The following is an 18,461-nucleotide window of genomic DNA, read 5'->3' as shown; positions in this document are numbered from 1 at the left end:
TTTGTAATCAGATGCTCGGTAATTCAATTGCCGATGTAGTTCACTTCACCATATCTTCCAGATCTTCTACTTCCCCGGCGATCATGATTCTGGTCCCGGAATCCATAGACTGGATCAGCATTCTCACATAGGACTGAGCGAGCTGGATCCCGCAGAGGGATCTATTCTTTGCGCCGGACTGCTGGCAGTTTACCACCAGTGCCGGATAGCCTTCCGCGTCCTTTTCCGGTTTTAATATCATTCCAAAATTAGAAAAAGCACGCATTGCTTCCAGATTGACAAATTGAGCCGCCAGAAGTCCTTCCGGCTTCTTTCCGGCGATCACCCCGAAACCGTCTGCTTCCGGATCCGTGATCCAGTAATCGTTTTCCGTAAGTTTCCGGTACGGTGCAAGGCTGCCCGGGTCATTCTCACTTCCGAAGGTGCTCTCCAGACGGTAAACACCATACGCCTCGGAATCATCATCCTGGCCTCCGGAAACATAACAGTTGACCGAAAAATTTTCCTGCCAGCCGTTATCCGTTCTCGAGAGGTAGAGAAGTCTCGAGTTCCCCGGAAGCTGTTTTCTCTTCGCGCGGACAACCTTCTCGCTGGAGGTAAGATCTTTTGTTGTTTTTACTGTATCCGTTTCGATATCCAGATTATTGATGATCAGGAGCAGGCTGTTTACATCGTCACCAATCCCCATCTTATCGATCCAGCGTCCTTTATCCTGCTGGGTCTTCCAGCCGAGATCTACCGCTACCTCATCATCGGGCATCTCTGCGTCCATCGTGATCGTATCGACTTGCGCAGATCTTACTGCGCCAGACGCAGGGCCACCAGAAATCCCAACTGCTGCTGTCAGCGCAAGAACTATCGCAAATAAGCGTTTCCGCATGCAAAAATCTCCTTCTCTGATCCAATCTCGCCGTGAAGCTTACTGCTTTCGCATTTCCACAGGAGTCGTGTATAGTGAAAACCGAATATAAAATCGAATTTCTTACGGGATCTGTAAAGACAGACCCACACTTGTATGTATAGTACCATACTTTACGCAACTTGTCACCGAAAAATCAGGACTGACGAAATTTTGCCACAAAAATTCCATATTAAGGCCTGTCCGCTCCACTTAAAAGCCTGTCATACTTCCAAATTCATCAATATAAAAAGGCCTGCTAATAAACAGAGATGCAATGATAGAATCATTTCCGTTTTCTCAGCCAAAAAGGCTGCCCTTTCGGACAGCCTCTTTGCTTTAATATAAATTGTTGACTTTTCTGTTGTCTGCCATCTTACTTCAGATACTTCTCAAACCACTCCATCATCTCCGTCATTCTACGGATCCTGTGCTTCGGCTTGCCGCTTCTTGAAAGTTCGTGGTTCTCGCCATGGAAAAGGCACATGCGGGCTTCTACACCGAAGTATTTTAACGCGGAGAACATCTGGATCGCGTCACCCATCCAGCAGCGGTAGTCTTCATCCGACTGGATAAAGAGGGTCGGAGTTTTCGCCATGTTCGCATATTTGAGCGGGGAGTGCTGCCACATCTTCTCCGGGCTGTTCCATGGGTCTGCTTTGATCTGGTCCATATTGAAGTAATAGCCGATATCAGTGGTCATGCACTTGGATACCCAGTTGGAGATACTTCTCTGGGAGCAGGCCGCCGCGAATCGTGTGGTGTTTCCGATCACCCAGTTTGTCATAAATCCGCCGTAGCTTCCGCCCATGACACCGAGGTGTTTCTCATCGACCTGCGGATAGCGCTTTAACACCTCATCGGTCACTGCCATACAACACTCAAAGTCGATCCCGCCGTGCTTTCCGGTGATGTCTGCGAACTCATTTCCGCGTCCGTCACTTCCGAGCGGGTTCGTGAAGAATACAAAGTATCCGGCATTCGCGAATACCTCACTCTCATGGAAGAAGGTCGGACCGAAGGTCGCGCGCGGACCGCCGTGGATCGTTAAGATTCCCGGATATGTCTTATTCGGGTCAAAGTTCACCGGTTTGATCACATAGCCGTCAAGCTCCAGATCCTTATATGTAAATGTGAACCCCTCGACTGGGCATACACTGCGCTCTGCCATCACAGCATCGTTGAAGGAAGTGAGCTTCGTCTCCTCTTTTCCGTCAAACGCGTAGCACTCGGTGAGTCCCATATCACGCATACCGGTAAAGTACACGGTATCGCCGGACTTCGCCAGTGTGTGGACACTGCCCTGACGGTCCAGGATCGTCTCCATGTGACCCTCCGCGTCAAAGGTACGGATCACGCTCTGTTTTCTCAGCGTCGCGATAAAGTAGATCTTGTCGTCGTCATGGATCGCGGAAGCTCCGTCCGCAAACTTGCAGTCACAGCAGATCGAGTTGTGGACGCTGTCATCATAGTCGGAAAGAAGCTCTACCCTGCCGTTCTCCACCGTATACAGCTTGTCATTCTCATTAAAGCCGTATTCTTTCATGTAGGAACCGAAGAAGGTTACTTTTCCCTTGAGGATGCACGCGTAATCGATGCTCATATCCTTCTGCTCTACAAGAGTCTTTAACTCACCCGTGGAGATCGTATACTGCTTTAATCCCTGGTAGACATCCTTTTTATCCGTGTAAAGGCTGGAAACATAGAGGATCGTATCATCGCCCTCGACCCAGGAACTCTCGACATTCTCGTAATCCGGAGTCACAATCTCACAGGAACCGCTCTCCATGTCATAGACTGCAAGTCTCGTTCTCTTCTTATTTACAATGCCCTGACCATTCGCCCAGAACGGAAGCTCATCGAATACTTCATAATCTTCCTCTTCCTTCCAGGCCTTGAGAGCGGCCTTCTTCTCCTCGCCCTCTTCCATATGGGAGAGATCCGGCTTATTGTAATCATATTTTACCGTGAGGACAAGTTTATTTCCGGCCTTTTTCATCTTCACTGCCTTATACGGAACAGCGAAAGCGAACTGTGCCTCGCCACCATGGATATTCAGGGTGTAGAAGCAGGTCCAGTCTTCCTCATTCTTCGCCTTTTCCTGATAAGTCTTCTCACGGTCCGCAATAAAGAGGACAGTCTCGGAATCCATCCAGATGAAGGTGCGCTCTTTCTTTCCACCTGTCAGTCTGGAAGTTTTCTTTGTCTCCATATCATAGAGCCATAAGCAGGACTCATAGCAGTTGTCTTTCTCATTGGCATCCACCACTGCCATCACCGCATGTTTTCCATCCGGTGCCGGGGTAAAGATCGTAGGATAATGATAATTTGTAAAGTCTCTGATATCGATCTGTTTCATGGTTCCAGGTCCTCTCTTTCCTATTTATATATGTAGTTTTATCGCAGGATCATTTCCCTGTCAAATTTAATATACTTACGTATCTGTTCGATACCATCACAGCCCTGCACAGCATATCACGTCAGCTCTGTCGGCAGTTCCGATTGCAGAGCAAACAATCATTTAAAACAGTATACCCCCGCCAGATACCGGCGGGGGCATATAAATGTCTCCTTATTTGCCTTCCGTCAGATGGCATGCCACGAAATGATTCGGTTCGATCTCGCGGAGTACCGGTTCCTCGCTTCTGCAGCGGTCTGTCGCATACGGACAGCGGGCAGCAAAACGGCAGCCAGGTTTCGGGTTGATCGGAGATGTGATCTCACCTTTTAAGATGATACGCTCTCTCTTCTTTTTCAGGCTTGGTACCGGGATTGCGGAGAGCAGAGCCTGTGTATACGGATGGGTCGGCTTATCGAAAAGCAACTCAGACGGAGCTTTCTCGATGAGCTGTCCAAGATACATAACTGCAATATCATCCGCAAAGTGGTTGACAACGGAAAGGTCGTGTGTGATGAAGATATAGGTTAATCCCATCTGTTCCTGAAGATCCTGCATCAGGTTTAAGATCTGCGCCTGAATGGATACGTCAAGGGCAGAAACCGGCTCGTCGCAGACGATAAGCTTCGGTTTCATCGCAAGTGCTCTCGCGATACCGATACGCTGGCGGCGGCCACCGTCAAGCTCATGCGGATATGTATTGATCAGGCGGTCTGCAAGACCTACGACCTGCATCAGCTCACGCACTCGGTCCATACGGGCTTTCGGGTCCGTAATAAGCTTCTGGAGCTTTAACGGCTCAGCAATGATCTCACTGACTGTCTTTCTCGGGTCAAGGGACGCGTACGGGTCCTGGAAGATCAACTGCATGTCACGTCTTAAGAGACGGAGCTCATTTTTATTCTTTTTACATACATCCTCACCATCGAAGATGACCTCACCGGAGGTCGGCTCGATGAGACGTAAAATCGAACGTCCTGTGGTGGACTTACCGCATCCGGACTCACCTACGATACCGAGGGTTTTTCCGCGTTCCAGAGTGAAGTTCACGTCATCGACCGCATGGAGCAGTCCCTTTGGAGTGTTGAAATATTTTTTCAGGTGTTTTACTTCAAGGATCGTATCTGCCATTACTGCTCACTCCTTTCAATGGAAAATCCCGGCTCTTCGTAGCGGACGCAGCGCACATAGTGCGTATCGCTCGCCCACTTCTTTTCCGGTCTGTCTTTTTTGCACGCTTCTGTGCAGTACTTACATCTCGGGGAGAACGGGCAGCCCTTCGGAAGGTTTGTCGGATCCGGCATCAAGCCCGGAATCGGCTGAAGTCTTGCCTTGCGGTCCTCAATGTTCGGAAGAGAACCGAAAAGACCTTCTGTGTATGGGTGCATGGTGTGGTTGAAGATATCTTCCAGAGTTCCATGCTCTACGATCTGTCCGGCGTAGACAACGGACACCTCATCACAGACCTCTGCGATAATTCCCAGATCATGGGTGATCATGATCATCGCGGAACCAAATTTCTTTCTTAAATCCTTCATCGTCTCGAGGACCTGTGCCTGAATCGTCACATCGAGAGCGGTTGTCGGCTCATCGGCAAGAAGGAGCTTCGGGTTGCAGGCAAGAGCCATAGCGATAACGACACGCTGCTTCATACCACCGGAAAACTGGTGCGGATACTCACCGAAACGTTCTCTCGGGATACCTACGACCTCCAACATATCGCCGGCCTTCTGCTCAGCCTCTTTCTCACTGATCTTATCATGAAGCTTGATAACCTCGGCGATCTGATCACCGACAGTGAGCACTGGGTTTAAGGATGTCATCGGATCCTGGAAGATCATGGAAACGGTATTTCCACGGATCGCCTCCAGCTCCTTCTGCGGCATATTTAAGATATCTTTTCCGTCAAGAAGGATGGAACCGTTTTTAATAACTCCCGGCGGGTCCGGAACAAGACGCAGGATCGAAAGAGCGGTCGTTGTCTTTCCGGATCCGGTCTCTCCTACCAGTCCTAAGGTTTTTCCGTGCTCTAACTGGATATCGATGCCGTTTACCGCCTCTACAACGCCGTCATCGGTCTCATAATGGATCACAAGATCCTTGATATCAAGAATTAAGTTTTTGTTATCTTCCAATATTTTGTCCTCCCTACTTCTTCAGTTTCGGGTCTAACGCATCACGAAGACCATCGCCTAACAGGTTCAGGGAAAGGATCGTAATGATGATCGCAATACCCGGGAATACGGTCAGGTGCGGAGCGTTTCTTAAGTAAGCACGTCCGCCGGAAAGCATTGCGCCCCACTCCGGTGTCGGAGCCTTTACGCCGAGGCCAAGGAAGCTTAAGCCGGATGTGGAAAGGATCGCGGATGCAACCTTTAAAGATACCTGAACGATGATCGGTGCCATACAGTTCGGGAGAATATGGGAGGAAATGATCTCGAAGTTGTTTGCTCCGATACATTTCGCCGCCTCTACGAATTCCTGATCCTTTACAGTAAGGACGGAAGCCCGGACGATTCGCGCGTAGCCAGGCACAGAAGAGATCGCGATGGCGAGCATTAAGTTGAAGATGCTCGGTCCAAGTGCGGATACGATCGTGATGGAAAGAAGAAGGCTCGGTACCGCAAGGAAGATATCCATGATACGCATGATCACGTTATCGATCTTTCCGCCGTAGAAGCCTGCGATCGCTCCTAAGGATCCACCGATCAGAAGTGCGATGGATACGGCTACAACGCCAACGCTTAAGGATACTCTTGATCCGTGAACGAGACGTGCCAGAATATCACGTCCGAACTCATCTGTTCCGAGCCAGTGAGCCGCGCTCGGAGTCTGGAGACGGATGGCTGTGTTCTGTTTGATAACAACGGTATTGTAATCGAACAGGAAATCTGCAAAGATGGAGATCAGTACGAGGAAAACGACGATTCCAAGACCGATCATTGCCATTTTATTCTTTTTCAAGCGGCGCCAGATCTCTTTGAACTGGCCGCGCTTCTTTACAGTCGCGCCGGACGCCGCTTCCTGATTCTTTGATGTTCCCATACGCTTTCCTCCTTATTTTTTCTTATACTGCGCTTTGATACGCGGGTCAATGAAAGCGTAGAGAATGTCCACGCAAAGGTTTACGATACTGAAGGTAATGGTCATCATGATAACGCCGCCGAGGACTAACGGGGCATCTTTACTCTTGATGGAGTCTACCAGGAGACGGCCAACGCCCGGCCATGCGAATACGGTCTCGGTAAGAGTCGCGCCGCCAAGAAGGGAACCGAACTGAAGGCCGATAACGGTAACGACCGGGATCAGCGCATTCTTTAACGCGTGTTTCCGGATCACCATTTTCTCCGGCACACCCTTCGCTCTCGCGGTACGGATATAATCCTGACGGATGACCTCAAGCATGGAAGAACGTGTCATACGACAGATCAGCGCCGCATCGCCGGTACCGAGTGTGATCGCCGGCATGATGTAGTTCTTCCAGGATCCCATACCGCCGGATGGAAGCCATCCAAGGTTTAAGGAGAATACGATGATAAGCATCAGGCCCAGCCAGAAGTTTGGCGTCGCGACACCCAATAGGGCGGCGACCATTCCGACATTATCGATCGCGCTGTACTGCCTCGTCGCACTGATGATACCGATTGGGAGTGCGATCGCTACTGCTACCAAGATCGACCAGAACGCAAGCTTTGCTGTGTTCGGGAAAGCTGCCATGATCGTCGGGAAAACGTCACGTTTTGTCTTGTAAGATTTACCCATATCGCCGTGAAGAAGATTCAGCATATATTTTCCGTACTGAACGATAACCGGCTGATCAAGTCCGAGGTCTTTTCTTGTTGCCTCGATCGTCTCCGCATCGGCACTCTCACCTGCGATCATCGCTGCCGTATCACCTGGTGAAAGGCTTAAGATGAAATAAACCATGAATGTCACGCCGATCAGTACCGGGATCAGCATCGCAAGTCTCTTTAACACATATTTGCTCATGCACACCATCCAATCTACCGCATCCTGCGGCTGTTTTTTGTGTTTCCGAAACCCGTCTGTCGGGGCCGAAGTTCCGGATCCTTGTCTCAGGGTTTCTGGAATGTTTTCCGGGCTTTCACCGGATTCTGGAAATAGGTACGGATCCCTTTTCGTGACCCGTACCCTGTTTTTGCATGGACTCTGTCCTCTTTGCGGATCAGATATTATTTTTCATAATGGCAGTTGCCAAGGTAATGCTGTGCGCCTTTGTGAAGCTTGAAGCCCTTCAAGTCTGCACGGACACCGACGTTATCGTATTTGTAGTATAACGGGCACCACGGGGAGATCTCGTGGAGACGATCCTGAAGCTCCTTGTAGAGTTCCATACGTTTGGTATCATCGCTTTCCTTCTGAGCGGCGATAATGAGTTCGTCGACCTTCTCATCTGTTAAGAATGCACGGTTGCCGGTCGTACCATGGTTCTCGGAGTAGAATAACTGGTAGGTGCTTCCGTCTGCGTCAAAGCTTGTGTTGGACCATCCGAGGATGAACATCTCATGATCACCTGCATTTAAGGAATCAAGCAATGCGCCCCACTCATATGTAGAAATATCAACAGTGATTCCAACTTCAGCGAGCTGTGCCTGAACGATCTGAGCGGAACGTGTACGAACGTCACCGTTTACATAGAGGCTGCACTCAAATCCATTCGGATAACCTGCTTCTGCAAGGAGCTCTTTTGCCTTTTCCGGATCATACGGATAAGCTTCTTCCTCTTCAGACCAGCCCGGGATCGTGGAGTTGATATAGCTGTTTGCTACAGTTCCGCGTCCCTCAATGATCGTATCAACGAAGGTCTGTTTATCCAGCGCGTAGTTGACTGCCTGACGGACTCTCTCATCGGAGAATTTCTCCTTTGTCGTATTCATTCCAAGGTACTCGATGGAAGAAGACGGCTGGGAAAGAAGCGCTACGTCGGAGTTTGCTTCCACGTTCGCACAATCTGTCGGGTCAACGTTCCATACAAGATCGACCTCTCCTGCCTCAAGAGCGATGGTTCTTGCACTTCCCTCCGGGATTACGCGGACAGTAATGGAAGTTGCGATCGGTTCTGTACCCCAGTATTTTTCGTTTTTTGTGAGGATGTAGTGATCGTTCGGAACCCACTCCGTAACCGTGAACTCACCGGATCCGAGTACATTCTCCACATCGCCGTAAGCATCGCCTGCTGCTGTGACAGCTGCCTCAGAAACGATACTTAAGTTTGTCTGGGTAACGATTGTCTTGAACGCTGCGTATGGCTGTGTAAGCTTGAAGGTTACGTGGTAATCATCGTCAGCGATAACCTCTGCGATCTTTGAAGTATTGGACTTTGTCTTCGGCATATCCTTCGCACGGTCATACGTAAACTTTACATCCTTCGCTGTTACCGGTGTTCCGTCTGAGAAGCATGCATCCTCACGGAGCTTGAAGGTATACTCTGTATCACTCTTCATCTCATAGCTCTCAGCCAGATCAGGAACAAGGTTACCGTCATCGTCGATATCCATCAGTGTGCTGTATACGTGATGGATCAGTACTCCGGATGTGGTATCCTGCTGTCCTGCCGGATCCAGTGTTACAACATCTGCACCCTGAGCCACAACGATATCCGTCTTTGTGATCTCGCCGCTTCCGCCGTTATCGGTAGTTGTCTGCGCGCTGCTGCCTGCCGGTGCGTTTGTAGACTGATCCGCGTTTCCCCCTCCGCAGGCTGTAAGGATCATAGCTGCTGCCATTGCCATTGCTGTTGTTCTTGCAATACCCCTTCTTTTCATTCACAAATTCCTCCTGTTATTTTCTTCCGCTCCCCACAGCGGTCGCACTTCATAACGGTAATATGTGTCAGTATTCACTATACCCGTCATGCAGTACTTAGTTCGATCTCATGAACCAATGATAACAGTTTTGAACAAATTTGTCAATAATTTTCAATTTACACGGGGTTATTTTAGCAATTTTCATAAATTATTGTGATCTTTTTTGTATTGTATTTACTATACTCCTATCACACTGATGGGTTGACCCCTTTCCGAAGATCCGCCCTATAAACCGTCTTTAACGAAGTCGGTGCTGCCGATTGCACTTCTCACTTCCGAGAGGCGCCCACGGCGTTTATTCGTCTCCTCCGGATTATCCATGGCAGCGAAATATATCAGGGCGTTCGCCACTGACATATATCCCATCACGGAATTATAAAAGAACAGGTCGTGGTTATTGCAGGTAAAAACGGTCGTTCCGTAGGACGCGATCGGTGAAGTCCTCTGATCCGTGATGGCGATCTGCGGAATCTTCTTCTTATCGAGATACCTTGCGGTATTCACGATATGTTTCGCGTATCCGGGTGCGGAAAAGATGATCGCGCAGTCCTCCGGTGTAGCGTGGGCCAGGTAATTATTGTAGAGAGCCCGGCTCAGATTCGAGAGATCGAGCGTCTCCAGCCCCAATGTCAGAAGTCTTCTCGTCGTGTAGGCACAGAGTCCGGTCACCAGCTCGCTCCCCACCACATAGATCGTCCGGGACTGCCTGATGATGGCCACTGCGGAGAGGATATCCTTTAAGGAGACCTGTTCAAAGGTCTTCGCGATCACATTTTTCTCGTTCGTGACAAACTCCCGGAACATTTCTTCCTTATCGTGGTCACCGTACCGGATCCCGCCCACATGATCCGCGATCCTGTTTAAACCATCCCCATGGACCAGTCTCGTCTGTAAATGTTCCCGCAGACGGTTCTTCATTTCCACGAAGCTCTGGGCCCCGATCTTCTTTGTGAACCTTAATATGGTCACCTCCGTCACACCCAGTGTCTCCGAAAGCTCTTTCAGGGAGTAAAAGCAGACCTGATCCGGATATTTGAAGATAAAATCCGCGATCCTTTTCTGAACCGGGCTGAGTTTTTCATAGCTTGCGTTTACTTCTTCGAGAATTCCCATGCTCATCTCCTCCTGTTTTACTATTCAGCCCTATCCCTATTTTATCAGCGAATTCTCTGAATAGTTATAATTCACTATACATTGTACTATACATGATAGTGACATTATAACTGAACATCTCATGCAATTCCAGTATTTTTTGTGTATTTTTTTAAATGTGTCTTTACAACTTCGGGCATCCCGCGCAGCCTCTTGCGGCTGTCTGCATCTTCGCGCGAATGCGTATCATTGAAAAGGGGGCAGACATCTTTATGCCTGCCCCCGTCTTTTACATTTTAAATATTATCAATCTTCATAGTGGCAGTTGCCAAGGTAGTGCTGTGCGCCCTTGTGAAGCTTGAATCCCTTTAAGTCTGCGCGGACACCGACATTGTCATTTTTGTAGTATAACGGACACCACGGGGAGATCTCGTGGAGATATACCTGAAGCTCTTTGTAGAACTCCATGCGCTTGGTATCGTCACTCTCTTTCTGTGCATCGATGATCAGCTCATCGACTTTATCATCGGTTAAGAATGCACGGTTACCGGTCGCTCCATGGTTTCCGGAATAGAATAACTGGTAAGTACTTCCATCCGCGTCGAAGCTTGAATTCGACCATCCGAGGAGGAACATCTCATGCTCACCTGCATTTAAGGAATCGAGAAGAGCGCCCCACTCATAGGTAGAGATATCAACCGTGATTCCAACCTCTGCAAGCTGGGCCTGAATGATCTGGGCGGAACGGGTACGAACGTCGCCGTTTACATAGATCTTGCATTCAAATCCGTTCGGATAGCCTGCTTCCGCAAGAAGCTCTTTTGCCTTCGCCGGATCATACGGATAAGCTTCCACTTCGTCTGTCCAGCCCGGGATCATTGAGTTGATGTAGCTGTTTGCTACAGTTCCCCGACCCTCAATGATCGTATCAACAAATGTCTGTTTATCCAGCGCATAATTGATCGCCTGTCTGACTCTCACATCCGAGAATTTCTCTTTTGTCGTATTCATACCGAGATATTCGATGGAAGAAGACGTCTGGCTCAACAGCGTCACATCCGGATTTGCCTCGATGTTCGCACAGTCTGTCGCGTCAACGTTCCATACAAGGTCGACCTCTCCTGCCTCAAGGGCAATGGCGCGGGCGCTTCCCTCCGGGATCACCCGGCAGGTGATCGTTGTCGCGATCGGCATCTCACCCCAGTATTTTTCGTTTCTTGTAAGGGTGTAGTGATCGTTCGGAACCCACTCGGTAACTGTGAACTCACCGGATCCGAGAACATTGTCAACATCACCGTAGGACTCTCCCGCCGCTGTGACCGCCGCCTCGGAAACAATACTAAGGTTCGACGAAGTAACAATGGTCTTAAATGCCGCATATGGCTGTGTCAGCTTGAAGGTAACATGGTGATCGTCATCCGCGATAACCTCTTCGATCTTGGAGGTATTGGATTTCGTCTTCGGCATATCCTTCGCACGGTCAAATGTAAACTTTACATCCTTCGCTGTAACCGGCGTGCCATCGGAGAAACATGCATCCTGTCTCAGGGTGAAGGTATATTCCGTATCACTCTTTATCTCGTAGCTCTCTGCCAGATCCGGAACAAGGTTGCCATCGTCATCGACATCCATCAAGGTACTGTACACATGTTTCATAAGTACACCGGAAGTGGTATCCTGCTGTCCTGCCGGATCCAAGGTCACAACGTCAGAGGCCTGGGCAAAGACGATATCTGTCTTTGTGATATTTCCGCCGCCGGAGCTTTCCGCTGTCGCCTGAGTCTCACTGCCGCCCGCCGCCGCGGTCGTTGCCGCCGCATTGTTTCCGCCTCCGCACGCTGTCAGCACCATTGCTGCTCCGACAACGGCTGCCACCGATCTCGCTGCTGTTCTTTTTCTCATTCACATGCCCTCCTTCAAGTTATTTCTGTTTCGTCAGAGTGTTGTTGGTAATCGTTAAATGTAAATATTTACTATACCTATATATACACTCTTTTCTGAATTTCATGATTAAAGGATATCATTTTCTAACATTTTTGTCAATACGGTTTTCCTTTCTGCGTATTTTTTGTTTAATTTGTTTGTTTTATTTGGTTTCAGCCTTTCTATCGCCATAATCTGTTTACAATTTGTTCAAAATTCACAAAAGGAGATTTCCAGCATGTATAGTAAATACTAACTCTTTCCGGCCTGCGTATCTTCAGACGGATCGTTTTATCCTTTATTTTCTCAAAAGGGCGGGATCAAAAAGATCCCGCCCCAAATTTCTCTGAATATTTATATTATCAGAAATTTATTAAACGATTTGAATGCTCCTGATTTCGCTGTATCTATTCTTCGTAATGGCAGTTACCAAGATAATGCTGTGCGCCTGCATGAAGAGTAAATCCCTTTAAGTCTGCGCGCACACCAACGTTATTCTCTTTGTAGTATAACGGACACCACGGAGATTCTTCATGAAGTACAAACTGGAGTTCTTTGTAAAGTTCCATACGTTTTGACTCTTCGCTCTCCCGCTGTGCAGAAAGGATCAGTTCATCAACCTTGTCATTTGAGAAGAATGCGCGGTTTCCGGTTGCACCATGATTTCCAGAATAGAATAACTGATAGGTACTTCCGTCCGGATCAAAGCTCGTGTTGGACCAGCCAAGAAGAAACATTTCGTGTTCGCCTGCATTTAAAGTATCAAGAAGGGCACCCCACTCATATGTGGAAATGTCAACCTTGATTCCTACATCCGCAAGCTGAGCCTGAAGAATCTGTGCAGAACGGGTACGGAGATCGCCATTTACAAAAATCGAGCATTCAAATCCATCCGGGTATCCGGCTTCCGCTAACAATTCTTTCGCTTTTTCCGGATCATACGGATAAGCTTCCACTTCATCGGTCCATCCCGGGATTGCTGCATTGATATAGCTGTTTGCTACAAGACCGCGACCTTCAATGATCGTGTCAACGAAGGTCTGCTTGTCAAGGGCGTAGTTGATAGCCTGACGGACTCTTTTATCAGAAAACTTTTCTTTCTGGGTGTTCATTCCCACGTAGTCAATACCTGTTGACGGCTGCGAAAGAAGTTTTACGTCAGGATTTGACTCTACATTTGCGCAGTCTGTCGGATCTACGCTCCAGACAACATCAATCTCTCCTGCTTCAAGAGCGATCGTGCGGGCACTTCCCTCCGGGATCACACGACAGGTAATAGAGGTTGCGATCGGCATCTCCCCCCAATAATTATCGTTTCTTACAAGAGTATAATGATCGTTTGGCACCCACTCTGTTACTTTAAATGGCCCTGATCCGAGAAGATTATCCACATCACCATATGAATCTCCCGCTTCCGTCACGGCTTTCTCTGAAAGGATGCTCAGGTTGTGCTGTGTTACGATTGTTTTAAATGCTGCATACGGCTCTGTCAGTTTAATCGTTACCTCATGATCCCCATTTACGGTAACCTCCTCAATCTTTGAGGTATTCGACTTTGTCTTCGGCATTCCCTTCGCGCGATCCAGAGAAAATTTAACATCCTGAGCTGTCACCGGAGTGCCGTCCCAGAAGCAGGCATCTTCGCGGAGTTTAAACACATACTCCGTGTCGCTCTTCATCTCATAGCTTTCTGCCAGATCCGGAACCACCTTTCCTTCATTATCAACGTCCAAAAGCGTACTGTACGCATGTTTCATCAGCACACCCGAAGTCGTATCCTGTTGTCCCGCAGGATCAAGCGTAACAATATCCGACGCCTGACCGACAACGATATCTGTTTTTGTGATCTTCCCGCTTTCTGCACTCTCAGAAGCTGTCTGAGTCTCTCCTCCGGAAGAAGCACCTGTCGTAGGAGCTGTAGTGTTTCCACCTCCACAGGCTGTGAGCACCATTGCTGCCCCCATAAGTGCCGCCATCGACCTCGCTGCTGTTCGTTTTTTCATTCGCATATCCTCCCTCTTATTTTCAGACAGGTATCTCATCTGCACTGTCCTTCTCAAAATTTATAAAATAAGAATATCACCATTTGTTACTTATTGTCAATTAAATTCGTTATTTCACGATTATTTTGTTTATTTTGTATAATTTATTTTCTGTTTTTTGACATTATGTACATGCACGAGGAACATATGTCTTTATTGACTCGCAGAAGCAAAAAAGGCACTGAAAGCCGTTTCTGCTTAGAAAGCGACTTTCAATGCCTCAATTTGCTGCAGCAGGTCCCAGTCTCTATCACATGTCTGAACTGCTGCTCTTATTTATCGTAACTGTTCACTGCATTCAAGCTTATGCTTTACTGCAATCAACGCAGCAGATGCGCAGACCTGCTGAATCATTACTTTTTATTTTACAACAAGGTTTACAATCTTCTTCGGAACATAGATCTCTTTCACGATATTTCCAGTGATCTTTCCTTCTACCGCAGCTTTACCTGCAGCAATCGCATCCTCTTTTGCGATATCAGCCGGAACCATGATGACCGCTTTTACCTTACCGTTTACCTGTACAGCAACCTCGATCTCATCGTCCTTCATGGCTTCCTCATCGCACTCCGGCCAGGTCGCGTGGAATACGCTGTCTGTACCGCCAAGCTCTCTCCAGAGCTCCTCGCCGAGATGCGGGGTGAACGGAGCCAGTAAGATCACGAAGGTCTTTAAGGTCTCCTTGTCGATTCCGCCTTCCTTCTTTGCAACATCTGTGAGCTTGTTGCAGTACTCCATGAATCCGGATACCACGGTATTCAGGCTGAACTGGTTGAAACGTGTCTCGATATCGTAGACAAGCTTGTGGCGAAGCTTCACCATCTCCTTTGTCTCCTTGATATCCTTGTCCTTGCTGTCCATCACAAGATTGTAGAAACGATTTAAAAATCTGGCAACGCCCTCGATTCCTCTGTCGTCCCACTCGGCATCCAGCTCCGGCGGTCCAACGAAGAGCTCGTACATTCTTAACGCATCACAACCATAATCTCTTACAAGATCATCCGGGGAAACAACATTTCCTTTGGACTTACTCATCTTGATACCGTTCTTGCCGGTGATCATACCCTGGTTGAACAGCTTCTTAAACGGCTCGTCAAAATCTACCACTCCGATATCATATAAGAACTTCGTGTAGAATCTGGAGTACAGGAGGTGAAGGACAGCATGCTCAACACCGCCGATATACATATCTACCGGAAGGTACTTGTCTGCTTTCTCCTTGGATACAAGCTCCTTATCGTTCTTGTTGTCCACATAACGTAAGAAGTACCAGGAAGAACCAGCCCACTGCGGCATGGTGTTTGTCTCACGTTTTGCCGGTGCGCCGCAGCACGGGCATGTCGTGTTGACCCAGGAATCGATCGCCGCAAGCGGGGATTCACCGGTACCGGTCGGCTGATAGCTCTCAACCTCCGGAAGCTTTAACGGAAGCTGATCCTCCGGAACCGGAACATTGCCGCACTTCGGGCAGTGAACGATCGGGATCGGCTCGCCCCAGTAACGCTGGCGGGAGAATACCCAGTCACGAAGCTTGTAGTTGACGGTCTTCTTTCCGATACCCATCTTCTCGATGATGTGCGGAGCTTCTTTCTTTAAGACGGAGGACTCCATGCCGTTCCACTCGCCGGAGTTGATCATGGTTCCCTTTGCGTCTGTGTAAGCCTCTGTCATGTTTTCGATCTCTTTGCCGTCCTGGGCGATGACCTGGATGATCGGAAGACCGAATTTCTTTGCGAACTCGAAGTCACGGTCGTCGTGTGCCGGTACGCACATGATCGCTCCGGTACCGTAGTCAGCGAGAACATAATCAGACAGCCAGATCGGAACTTCCTTGCCGTTTAACGGGTTGACCGCATAGGATCCTGTGAAAACGCCTGTCTTTTCCTTGCCCTGGAGACGGTCTACGTTGGACTTCATGGATGCGTCGAAGATGTACTTCTCAACAGCCTCTCTCGTCTCATCCGTTGCAAGCTCTTTCGCAAGCTTATGCTCCGGGGAGAGTACCATGAAGGTTGCGCCGTGAAGCGTATCCGGTCTTGTTGTGTAGACAGTGATCTTCTCGTCGCGTCCCTTTACCGGGAACTCAACTTCTGCACCGTAGGATTTGCCGATCCAGTCTGTCTGCATCTTTTTAACCTTCTCCGGCCAGTCAAGCTTGTCAAGATCATCCAGAAGACGGTCTGCGTATGCTGTGATCTTTAACATCCACTGACGGAGATTCTTCTTTGTAACCGGTGTGCCGCAGCGCTCGCAGCAGCCGTTTACAACTTCCTCGTTCGCGAGGCCTGTCTTACAGGACGGACACCAGTTGATCGGGAATTCCTTCTCATATGCGAGTCCTTTTTTGAACATCTGTACGAAGATCCACTGGGTCCATTTGTAGAAGGACGGATCTGTCGTGTTTACTTCCATATCCCAGTCATAAAGTGCTGCGATCTGGTTGATCTGGCGTTTGATATTTTTGATATTTGACGCTGTGGAGATCGCCGGATGAACCCCCATCTTGATCGCATAGTTCTCAGCCGGAAGGCCGAACGCGTCCCAGCCCATCGGGTGGATCACATATTTTCCCTTTAATAACTGATAACGGCTCCATACATCGGAGATTACATAACCTCTCCAGTGACCTACATGAAGTCCACTGCCGGACGGATACGGGAACATATCCAGACAGTAATACTTCTCTTTCTTTCCATCATTGACATTGATCGGATTCTTTTCCCAGTTCTCACGCCACTTGCTCTCAATGGCGGTGTGGTTGTACTGTGCCATGACGCTTTTCTCCTCCATTTCATATCGTTGAAGGCGGTGCAAAATACGCTCCGCGGATTTCGCCCGCCGCCGCTGCATTTACCGGAATCCGGGAACTCCCAGACCCTGTTCGATTGCCTGACCGCTTTTCCGGTTTCCGGGCAACAAAAAAGTCCCTCTATCTCTATCATAATTTTATAGAGACGTGGGGGACTTAGATTCTCACGCGGTACCACTCTATTTCATACAGGGCTTTCACCCGTATGCACTCATTTTCCGATAACGGTGGAAACCGGCAATGCCTATCTGAGGATATCCGCAGACAGCGTTTCGTTTTCCCGCTGCTCTGCCCGCTCTTTCAGCATGCTGCTCCGAGGCGAGTTCGGAAAGCTTCTGGACTCTGCCTCGCACCGCCCGGCAGTTCTCTGTACCCCGTCTTCTCTCTTACTGTTCCTCTTCGACGCATTTTAACTCAATAAATTTACCATAGAATCCCGGTTCTGTCAAGGTGTCATGCACAGCTCTATCCTGCAGTCATGCATGGTTCATATGTATGGTCGATTCTGCAGAAAACCAGTTGACTTTTTGGGGGTTCTTATTTAGTATGGAAGGACAGGTCTCTGCCTGAATTTTATCAGAAAAAGCGGTATTGCGGCATTTTTTCTGCCCGCCGCCAAAATACAAGGGGGATATCCATGGAATACGTCCATAATCTGATCTGGCTCTGCCCGCTCCTCTTCATTGCGGGATTTATCGACTCTATCGCCGGAGGAGGCGGCCTGATCGCGCTTCCGGCTTATATGATGTGCGGAATGCCGATCTACTATGTTTACGGCTGCAACAAGTTCCAGTGCGCCTTCGGAAGCACCGTTGCGGCATGGAAATACTTTAAAAACGGCTGTCTCGACCTTAAGATCACGCTGATCAGCGCAGTGACCTCGTTCCTCTGCTCCATGCTCGGAACCAGAATCATCTTTTACCTCAAAGAGGAACAGATCCGCTCGATGTTAATGGTACTGCTTCCACTCACCGCGGTCCTCGTGATCTTTATGAAGAACGCCTGGAACTATACCGATACGAAAAAGCCGCTGATCCTACCGAATGTGCTCCGCGCCCTTTTCATCGGAATGACCATCGGTCTTTACGACAGTCTCTACGGGCCGGGCGGCGGTACGATCGCCATGCTGCTCTTCACGTTTCTTTTAAAATACGATGTCCGCACGGCCTCCGGAAACGCGAAGCTCACGTTGATCGTTTCCAACTACACAGCGCTTCTCTCCTATATCCTTTCCGGAAATGTGTTCTACATGATCGCGATCCCATGTGCCGTAAGCAACGTTCTCGGAAACTATATCGGTGCCGGCTTCGCCATCAAAAACGGCGCGAAGATCATCCGGCCGGTGATGATCTGCGTGGTGACGGTGCTGATCGTGAAAATTGTTCTTGGGAAATAAAACAAGTGAAAACACACTTCGCGAGTTTCCCCTTGTCATCGCGACAGTCGCCAAGGTCTCACACATGCGCGGACT

At 48.9% G+C, this 18,461-nt stretch carries 12 protein-coding genes and 1 other annotated feature; of the genes, 1 reads left to right on the top strand and 11 read right to left on the bottom strand.

All coding sequences use genetic code 11. The features are described 5' to 3' along the window. Positions 1 to 40 precede the first annotated feature (40 nt). The 11 genes from FN001_RS08030 to leuS all read right to left on the bottom strand — a co-directional run bounded on the left by FN001_RS08030 (position 41) and on the right by leuS (position 16,953). Positions 41 to 880 carry a hypothetical protein gene (locus FN001_RS08030; RefSeq protein ID WP_142411485.1) on the bottom strand — a complete coding sequence of 280 codons (840 nt, stop codon included), beginning with the start codon at positions 878 to 880 and terminating at the stop codon, positions 41 to 43. 394 nt (positions 881 to 1,274) lie between these two features. Then, positions 1,275 to 3,257 carry an alpha/beta hydrolase family protein gene (locus tag FN001_RS08025; protein WP_142411484.1) on the bottom strand — a complete coding sequence of 661 codons (1,983 nt, stop codon included), beginning with the start codon at positions 3,255 to 3,257 and terminating at the stop codon, positions 1,275 to 1,277. Positions 3,258 to 3,470: 213 nt separating this feature from the next. Further along, positions 3,471 to 4,427, bottom strand: coding sequence for an ABC transporter ATP-binding protein (locus FN001_RS08020; RefSeq protein WP_117469694.1), 957 nt, complete (start codon positions 4,425 to 4,427; stop codon positions 3,471 to 3,473). Further along, positions 4,427 to 5,431 (bottom strand): ABC transporter ATP-binding protein, encoded by a 1,005-nt coding sequence (locus FN001_RS08015; RefSeq protein ID WP_117469695.1) that lies wholly within the window; start codon positions 5,429 to 5,431, stop codon positions 4,427 to 4,429. Before FN001_RS08015 ends, FN001_RS08020 begins: the two co-directional genes overlap by 1 nt. Positions 5,432 to 5,444: 13 nt before the next feature. Continuing rightward, positions 5,445 to 6,341: an ABC transporter permease gene (locus FN001_RS08010; protein ID WP_118320983.1), complete on the bottom strand. Its 897-nt coding sequence runs from the start codon at positions 6,339 to 6,341 to the stop codon at positions 5,445 to 5,447. Between the two features lie 12 nt (positions 6,342 to 6,353). Beyond that, a complete protein-coding gene (locus tag FN001_RS08005) occupies positions 6,354 to 7,286 on the bottom strand; it encodes an ABC transporter permease (RefSeq protein ID WP_117469697.1) in 933 nt (310 codons plus the stop codon). 203 nt (positions 7,287 to 7,489) lie between these two features. Beyond that, positions 7,490 to 9,082, bottom strand: a complete 1,593-nt coding sequence (locus FN001_RS08000; protein ID WP_118298066.1) for an ABC transporter substrate-binding protein — start codon at positions 9,080 to 9,082, stop codon at positions 7,490 to 7,492. 267 nt (positions 9,083 to 9,349) lie between these two features. Continuing rightward, entirely contained in the window at positions 9,350 to 10,237 is an 888-nt protein-coding gene (locus FN001_RS07995; protein WP_182429395.1) for a MurR/RpiR family transcriptional regulator, read from the bottom strand. A 285-nt stretch (positions 10,238 to 10,522) separates the two neighbouring features. Further along, on the bottom strand, positions 10,523 to 12,118 hold the full coding sequence (locus FN001_RS07990; RefSeq protein WP_118320981.1) for an ABC transporter substrate-binding protein: 1,596 nt from the start codon (positions 12,116 to 12,118) through the stop codon (positions 10,523 to 10,525). A gap of 428 nt (positions 12,119 to 12,546) precedes the next feature. After that, positions 12,547 to 14,142, bottom strand: a complete 1,596-nt coding sequence (locus FN001_RS07985; protein WP_185911872.1) for an ABC transporter substrate-binding protein — start codon at positions 14,140 to 14,142, stop codon at positions 12,547 to 12,549. 399 nt (positions 14,143 to 14,541) lie between these two features. Then, positions 14,542 to 16,953: a leucine--tRNA ligase gene (leuS, locus tag FN001_RS07980; RefSeq protein ID WP_142411482.1), complete on the bottom strand. Its 2,412-nt coding sequence runs from the start codon at positions 16,951 to 16,953 to the stop codon at positions 14,542 to 14,544. Between the two features lie 175 nt (positions 16,954 to 17,128). After that, positions 17,129 to 17,402, bottom strand: a binding site (T-box leader). Positions 17,403 to 17,627: 225 nt separating this feature from the next. Between leuS and FN001_RS07975 the strand changes: the two genes are divergently transcribed. Beyond that, positions 17,628 to 18,386 carry a sulfite exporter TauE/SafE family protein gene (locus FN001_RS07975; protein ID WP_142411481.1) on the top strand — a complete coding sequence of 253 codons (759 nt, stop codon included), beginning with the start codon at positions 17,628 to 17,630 and terminating at the stop codon, positions 18,384 to 18,386. Positions 18,387 to 18,461 lie beyond the last annotated feature (75 nt).

It is taken from the genome of Clostridium sp. Marseille-P7770 (assembly GCF_902143525.1).
GTDB lineage: Bacteria > Bacillota > Clostridia > Lachnospirales > Lachnospiraceae > Pilosibacter.
The sequence above is the reverse complement of the archived record's forward strand: the minus strand, read 5'-3'. Positions and strand labels throughout refer to the sequence as shown.